This is a genomic window from Photobacterium sp. ABD4_091 (genome assembly GCF_056160145.1).
On record NZ_JBSWWQ010000013.1, the window covers coordinates 1 to 6463 of the forward strand.

At 41.7% G+C, this 6463-nt stretch carries 6 protein-coding genes; 3 read left to right on the plus strand and 3 right to left on the minus strand.

Going from position 1 to position 6463, the window contains the following annotated elements; genetic code table 11:
* Nucleotides 1-655 (minus strand): hypothetical protein (locus tag ACXAGQ_RS28995; protein WP_475258710.1); only part of this gene is annotated, 655 nt, incomplete at its 3' end.
* A 421-nt stretch (nt 656-1076) separates the two neighbouring features.
* Nucleotides 1077-1520, minus strand: coding sequence for a hypothetical protein (locus tag ACXAGQ_RS29000; RefSeq protein ID WP_475258712.1), 444 nt, complete (start codon nt 1518-1520; stop codon nt 1077-1079).
* Between the two features lie 183 nt (nt 1521-1703).
* On the opposite strand from ACXAGQ_RS29000, the gene ACXAGQ_RS29005 reads away from it, so the two are divergent.
* The 3 genes from ACXAGQ_RS29005 (at nt 1704) to ACXAGQ_RS29015 (ending at nt 5050) form a co-directional block, all read left to right on the plus strand.
* Entirely contained in the window at nt 1704-2351 is a 648-nt protein-coding gene (locus ACXAGQ_RS29005) for a hypothetical protein (protein ID WP_475258713.1), read from the plus strand.
* Between the two features lie 854 nt (nt 2352-3205).
* Nucleotides 3206-4480: a replication initiation protein gene (locus tag ACXAGQ_RS29010; RefSeq protein WP_475258715.1), complete on the plus strand. Its 1275-nt coding sequence runs from the start codon at nt 3206-3208 to the stop codon at nt 4478-4480.
* 72 nt (nt 4481-4552) lie between these two features.
* Nucleotides 4553-5050 (plus strand): hypothetical protein, encoded by a 498-nt coding sequence (locus tag ACXAGQ_RS29015; RefSeq protein WP_475258717.1) that lies wholly within the window; start codon nt 4553-4555, stop codon nt 5048-5050.
* 232 nt (nt 5051-5282) lie between these two features.
* On the opposite strand, the gene ACXAGQ_RS29020 is transcribed toward ACXAGQ_RS29015, so the two are convergent.
* Nucleotides 5283-6463, minus strand: a 1181-nt coding sequence (locus ACXAGQ_RS29020; RefSeq protein ID WP_475258718.1) for a hypothetical protein, incomplete at its 5' end; no start/stop codon positions are given.

Genomic DNA, 6463 nt, shown 5'->3' on the forward strand with positions numbered 1-6463 from the left:
AGGCGTGAAGGTGATCCCCTGCTCCGTTATGTTTAGGGTCTGTACTTCTTTCGTCCTTGTGTCCCACAGTGGCAATGATGGTGTATTCAGGTAGGCAACGATCATAAAAGTCCCTGAGGTATTCGTTGTAATCCTCAACACTTACAGTCTCTTCGTTAACGGCATTACGCAAAGGCATTTTGTAGAGTTGAGCTTGGATTCTAGTTGCAAGATTCAACCCTCTTTCATCCTGTAAATCGTTGTCTTGCAGCTCTTGCAGTTCTTGCAGTTTGTCTGCAAGGCTAGTGATTTGCTTATTCTTCTGCGCAAAGCGCTTTGCATGGCTAAACTCGGACTTCCATTGTTCCCTAGCTTCAAGGGCTTTTTCTGGTGTTGCATCCAGTGTTGCAAGACCATTCCAAAACTCACGTTCCTTTGCATCATCAGTTTTGTAATTGATGAAGTTATTGCGGATCTTGCTTAGTGCTTTTTGCACTTTGTGAATAGCCTTTTTGAGCTTGGAGTTGTCGGGAATCCTGTCCGACAAATGCATAGGTCTGGTTATGGCTTGGTGCAATGCCTCTTTGTTGTCAGGGTTCATCTTGTCGAAAGACATGGGCTTTTTGTCCCTGTACCAGATCAGATTCTCATTTGTCATTTGAGAATCGAAAGACATCGTTTTTTCTTGAGTCAGTAAGATACGTAGATCGTGAAATACGTATCCACGTAATGTTTTGGAATTGTGTTTACCACTGCTTGAGAAGTTGGTAACACGGTGGAGAAATGATACATCTTTCATGGTAACTAATTATGTGTGTGGAGTTACCAAGCTCGATGCAATCGCCCGCAGTTTTGTCTCACTTTTTGCGAAGCATAAAAAAGTGGGGACGAAACTAATAGCGGGTTTCTAGAACATTCGCCAGATCCACATATATCCCTTTAGGATATTGAGATTGTGGGGCGAATAAAGCAAAAGAGGTAACTCTTTGCTTTAAGTATACAAATTGCGTGACCGTACGCGAAATCTGAGTCAGTTTGCAGGGCAAACCACGCAAGATTTTAAGCAGGGAACGGGGTTTGTGTACTTCAACAAATGCTTAGGCATTTGCGCGCTTTTGCTCTAGGCGTTTGCGTATGGCGCGAACGTTGTTCTTGTTAAAGCGATCCGATCTTTGTGGCTTATAGCCATTGGCATTAAGCCAATCAATGGTGTCCTCCACCGACTTACGTTCGACAAGCATACGCTCAATTTCAGCCTCATAGTCGTTTGTATGGGCGATCTTGGGTGTATCTACAGGTGTATCAGCAATGGGTTTTGGTGTCGGTTCTGTAGCAACTAATTGCTCTACATTCTGTACGGACACTTTTCTAAAATGCTCCTGTATCTTGTCCGTACAAAGCCCTTCAACAAGAGCCGTAACTGTCACACCATTAAGCTCTGCTATCTCCGTTAAAGCAGCTTTAAACGCTGTTGTACAACGAAATTCAACCCTCTCGGACTTAGTAACTTTTGTCCGTACAGTCTTTAATTTTGAAGTCATATTTTTGTCCGTACATTAATTTTTAATATCTGTGTATTCAGTACACACATCACGATATACACTACACCAAAATGTGGTACTTGTCACAAAATACCATTAGTAACTAATTTATTTTACCCTACCCTATTGAGCATTAGTTACTAATGCATTATTATGTATGTATACAAACAAGGAGATACAACAATGACTAAATCAACTGATCAAATCGAAATCGAAGTAGCAGAAGCTAGACCAGAGGTGACGTACATCTTTAAAAACAGAGCTGTGGAAGGGTGGGAGTATGAGGAGCTTAAAGGGCTTTCTGAGTACATAAAGGCGCGAATAATCAAGGAAGACAAGGGGTTAGCTAAGAGCTTTGTGGAGGCTCATGGTAACAACCGACATGCTGTTATAAAGGAGCATGGTAATGCGTTTGCCTTGATACAAAAGCATCTCAACGATTTTGAAGATGTTGGACTCTTCGATGAAGATGATAAGCGTCAAGCTGCTGATAAGCTTATGACTGTGCTTGGTAAGCCCTTTTACAAAAGGTACTTAAACGCTCTTAGGGTTAAAAAAAGCTCCACTTACAAGCAAGGTGTAATCAAAACGACTGGTACTGCTAAGTATGCCGTGGAAGACGGGGTTAAAAGCGCCAAGGAGCTAGGTATTAACTTGCCTAAAGGTGAATTGGTGGAGCTGCTACTAAATCTAGGTGCTGAGGCGCTGAGTGTTGCTGTGCGTGATGGATTGCCTAATGGAGAGGATTATGAAAAGGACAGCAGTATCGAGTCATATATTGGTTCTCACATGGCTTTCTACATCAAACGCGCCCTAGAAAAGAGTGAGTAACTAATGCTATGGCGCTGATTTAGTGATGATAGCTCCACCATCATCGCTAAGTCAGTGTCTACACTCAATAGGGTTAAAGATCTCAGGAAGTAAAGCCCTTACATAACAGTCACTTACTGACTATATGTAGAAGGATTACAGTAAATACGGGATCTTGAAATGGATAGGTGGAGCAAAAACAGTAACTTTGATGTTTAAAAAGTTAACACTAAAAACCCTTTAAGGTCAGGTAGTTACTGCTAATAGGTAGAAGGATTACAGTAACTTCTCCACCTTAAATTAACGGATGACTTTGATGCGTCCTGCCGCATCTCAAATGGTTTCACTGTATTCAATATAAGGCTTCTGAAAGCTCCCTAGCGGGTTTAAAGAGACTTGGAGTGTGTTGGTGGGGGTTTGTCCCTAGCAAGCTCATATGCGCGCTTACAGCTCGTTATAAGCCCACATGTGAGTGGAGATGGTAAAGCTATCGTTCTTTTTCTTCTACTAAGCAAGAGAGCTATACGTATCACTGTTCAGCAATCGACTATGTATACCTGTTCGTGTCTATAACGTGTTGGATCTTCTTTTAAGAATTAAAGAAAAAAGGATCTTTTGGTGAATCAACCGAAGGGCGATTTACTTTATATCTTGTTTTTTCTTGTTTAAAGACTTGTTTACGGAACTCGGAGACCGCGCCACATAAGGGCTGCGAGAGTTATAGGTAGAAGAAAAACAGCAATAGGTAGAAGAAAAACAGCAATAGGTAGAAGAAAAACAGCAATAGGTAGAAGAAAAACAGCAATATATCGAAATCAGTATTGCATGTTTCGATATATGTTATTACATTGAATAAAAAAGGAACCATGATTGTAATGAAAAAAGACTCTGTTATTTCTATCAGTAACGCTGTAATTGGTATGAATGGACCGCTAGTGCAACAACAGTTTGTGCTATCTGCTCTATCTGCGTTAAACCCAATGGTGGATGATGAGCTGAATGAAAGGCTTAATGAGGCTAGGGACACGATTATATCCATTGAGTATCCTGATGTATCACCGGAGCATCTGGAGCTGATGAGTGATGCAATATGGCTCGAAGCTGTTAGCCACTACTACAGGGAAAACATGAAGGAATGCAGATTCTCATTCTCTTACTCGGACTATGTCAGGTTTTGGGAAGGTGAGGATGCAAACGTCCGCGCTAGTTACACAAAAATGAATAATGCTGCGGAGGCTGTAGCTAAAACCGTCATGACTAGGCGCTATGAAACATACACGGCGCAAGGTAGGACGAGAAGTAATACCAGCACATTTACGTTGGTAACTGAGGTAAACATTAAGGGTACTACTGAAGTTGTCGTGCAAATCAATCCTGCTTTTATGCCTTACCTTATAAAGCTGACAGAAGTATTCACGAGTCTAGGTTACACCAGATTTCCTGTTGCAATGCTTAGATGCAGAAAAACAGTGAGTGAACTTGGATTGATGCAATTCATCATCAAAAAGTTCAACAACAACAAAGGCGCAAAGCAGGATATAGCAATCAGCGTCGAAGACTTTAGGGCTGAGTGTGGAATTACAGCTTATGAGGGCAACTTTAAAGATTTTAACTTTAAGTGGCTCAAACCTGCTGTGAAGGCGATTAACAAGCATCAGGTTGAAGGGGAAAGAGTCTCCGTTGAACTTACAACGCAAAAGAAGGGGCGTAACGTTGTTGGGCTTAACTTCCATGTTGAATCTCAAGACCTACTGGACTTTAAGAATAAGAAGAAAAGCGGAAACCCTGAGATACAGAAAAAGCACAACGTTGCCAATGCCAAAGACACTTTAAAGGGTAAGCGCAGACCTAAACCTAAACAGCCTGTAGTAGCTCCAAAGCCAGTAAGTGAGGGTGATTACATGAGCCTTGATGAGTTAGTCGGTGGCGCACCAGAACGGAAAAACGAAGAACCTAAATCCATTGCTGAGGTGGGTATATTCAAGGAACTTGCTAAGTCAGCACAGCAAGCTGTGGCGATTGCCAAAGCGCCAAAGCCAGAACCAACAAAGCAGACTTTTGAAGAATACTTAGCAAAGTGCATAGATCGTATGCCAGAAAAGTCCGAAGCTGAGATTCTTGAGCTTGCAAAAATGACTTTCAAAGCCTAAAAGTGGATTAGTAACTAACGCTAATCACTCATGATAAAATGATTTAAAACGAAAATTAATTAAGGTCAGAAAATGAAAACAACGACGATGTACCTCTTTGATTTTACAAGGGGCAATTGGACAGAAGAGGGGCATGGATTGTCTCTGGACGGTAACGCAATAAGTGATGGATACTTCGATACGCATATCGAGGATGATGAAATCATAAAGCCTTGCTTTGCTGCTTACATCCCTGACGATAGTGATGATGGAATCCACCTTGTGGATGAAGCAGGTTACGATCATTGGTTAGGTGGTAATCGAGATTCATCAAATGATTATCACTGGTATGAGTGTGTGTCCGATTACCTTGGGGCGTTGACTCAAGATGCAATCAAGCAGAAGCTTGACGGTAAGCTGTGGACTACAGTTGAGGTAAGTTTTGCCGACTTGGAGTATGTGGATTATAAGAACGATCCAGACATACAATCAGCGTTAACGGATATGTGGGCAGAAACCGATAGCAATGATTTTTGCTATGACACATACACAATCACCAAAGCCCAAGAACGGGCAAAGGGTAGTAACTAACGCACAAGCCACCTACGGGTGGCTTTTTTGTGCCAATTTGGGGGCTATTTAACATATAGTACCTAAAACGAACCAAGGATTTTAAGTTGGTTTAATTTGGTTGGTGAAGGCTCCAAAAGTACAAGTTTATTAGTAACTAATGCCTTAAATTAAGTGAGTTAGATTTTTGTTACCATGTTACTAAATCAAAAAAAAGGAGGTAGCCATTAAAAGCACCTCCAAAGGTTTAAAACTAAAACTTTATCGTTGTACTTGTCCGTTTAATTTCGTCCTCTGCCTTTTCCGCCAGATATGGGGCGTAATCAGCGCCTACATTGTCCTTGATGGTGTTTTTGCAGATCTCTGATGCTGCTTGAAGCGCAGTAACAAATGCATCCTCTTGAGTCATGACGCCAGTTAGTTCACTTGCAACATCTCTTGTCACTTCCCTAGCAGCTCTCGCCATATCGCGTGCTGCTTGCTCTTGGCTATACTGCTGTGCTGCTTTCCTTTTAGAGTCTCTATCGTACATGCGCGCATACTTAGATAGTTCATCGTTGGCGCTCTCTAGGATAGGTCTAACGTTGTTTGCAACATTGATGATTCTCGTAGCCTCATCAATCTCATATTGGCGCTCGGCGTTGACTTCATCAAGGCTAGCTTTAGCTTCAACGATCTTCTCTTGCAGATGGGGTAAGGTTCTTTCCATGATTGAGTGTTTGTATTCGGCAATATCAGCCCGTGATTGCTGATAAGCAGCCTCTTTCCTTATGTTCTGTAGATCCTCTTGCTCTCCAGCCTTGATAGCCTCAAGCCGTTTGATTTCGGTAAGGTTATCATCACCAACTTTCTTAATCTTTTTGCACTTAGTTACTAATGCATCTTGATTGGTTTTTAGTAGTTCTTGGTTGGATTTAAGCTTTTCGTTGTTGGATTTAAGCGTTTCGTTTTGCTTGGTTAGCTTTGCTTTTTCATCAGAAAGAAGCTCGTTTTCAAAGCTAAGTTGTTGGTTCTCTTCCTGCCTCAATGCATTTTCTTTTTCGAGCCTATCAGCCACTTCAGCAGCATGAGTGGCCCGGTTCATTCTTCGTTTGTCATTTGGCTTTTTGGTATCGGCAACCATGTCATTCTTAACTCTGGTTTCGTAGCTAAAGGCTACGTGCAACCCTTTAGGCTCAAACAAGTGTTTGTTTATATCCTGCCTTACAGCTTCTTGGTATAACCGACCACGGTATTGCCCCTCTGCTTTGCTAATGTGGTATTCCTTTGACGCCTTATCTTTCAAGCCCTTGGTGTTGTTGATAGTTTCAATTTGAAGATCTCGAAATTCCCTTGCATTAGTAACAAAGTCGGGTTCAAGAACACTTTCAGCCCAATGCAGCTGAGCATCCAGTAAATCCAACTTACCCGTTTTGCTATTCCTAGCATCAACAT